The sequence below is a fragment of the Microcoleus sp. N3A4 genome (assembly GCF_036701805.1).
In the GTDB taxonomy this organism is placed as follows: Bacteria; Cyanobacteriota; Cyanobacteriia; order Cyanobacteriales; family Microcoleaceae; genus Microcoleus.
Genome location: NZ_JAUBRJ010000191.1, coordinates 1 through 1105 on the forward strand (window position 1 = coordinate 1; position 1105 = coordinate 1105).

Here is a 1105-nt window from a genome sequence, read left to right on the forward strand (position 1 = left end):
AACTTCAACCGACACTTGAGCAAAGCGCTAAAATCGATGCTTTGCTTGCCTCGTTTGCGGATAGTTGCAACTACACCAATGAGACTGTCAAACCATCGGTGACAAGCAAAACCACGATTCAAAGTTTGGTGTATCAAACATTGCGAGAACAGTTTGGATTGAGCGCCAATCAAGCGGTTAGGGTATGCGCTAGGGTTGGAGCTAATCGTAAGACTGCCAAGCTCAAAAGGAAGCCCGTCAAGACTTTCCGTCCAACGAGTGCAGATTATGATGCCCGCATCTTTTCGTTTCGAGAAAAGGATTGGACGGTCAGCCTGACCCTGTTGGGTTGCCGTGAGCGCATTAAGTTGAGCCTTGGCAACTATCAGCAAGGTAAACTCAAAGGTAGAGCGCCAACCTCGGCTCAATTGTGCAAGCACAGAGACGGGCAATACTACATCCACATCCAACTCAAAGACGAAACGCCAGAACCGATTAAATCGGACAACGTGATTGGCGTTGACTTTGGACGCAGAGACATTGCAGTAACGAGCAAGGGGGAGAAATGGGACGGCAAACCCATTGAGAAGGTTAGAGACAAATACGCCAAAGCAAGAGAGTCTATTCAGCGCCAAGCCTCGAAAGGCACACGCAGTTCTCGCAGAAGATGCCGGGGATTGCTGCAACGGCTGTCGGGGAAAGAAAGACGCTATCAAGCCTGGCTGAACCATAACATCAGCAAACACATTGTTTTGGATGCCTTGGCGTCGGCCACGATTATTGCCATTGAGGACTTGACGGGCATTCGAGAACGTACCAACCAGCAGCGACGCTCTTTGACAGAACGAAGACGGTCTAACAGTTGGGCGTTCTACCAGTTGCGTTATTTTCTGGAATATAAAGGCATCAAGTACGGCGTTGAAGTTGTTGCAGTGCCACCCGCTTACACGTCGCAGACTTGCCATCAGTGCAACCATTTGGGAGTCAGAAGCCAGAAGCGATTTAAGTGTGCAAACAAGGCTTGTGGTTGGCATGGCGACGCTGATTTCAATGGTTCAATGAATATTGCCAATATTGGAGCCGTCGTAACTCGGCTTCGAGGTTCGGAGTGCCTTAGCTGTTCTCT

At 49.4% G+C, this 1105-nt stretch carries 1 protein-coding gene; it reads left to right on the plus strand.

Features of this window, described 5'->3' with window-relative positions:
- A partial coding sequence (locus QUA56_RS36675; RefSeq protein WP_333368944.1) for a transposase occupies positions 1-1105 on the plus strand: 1105 nt, incomplete at both ends.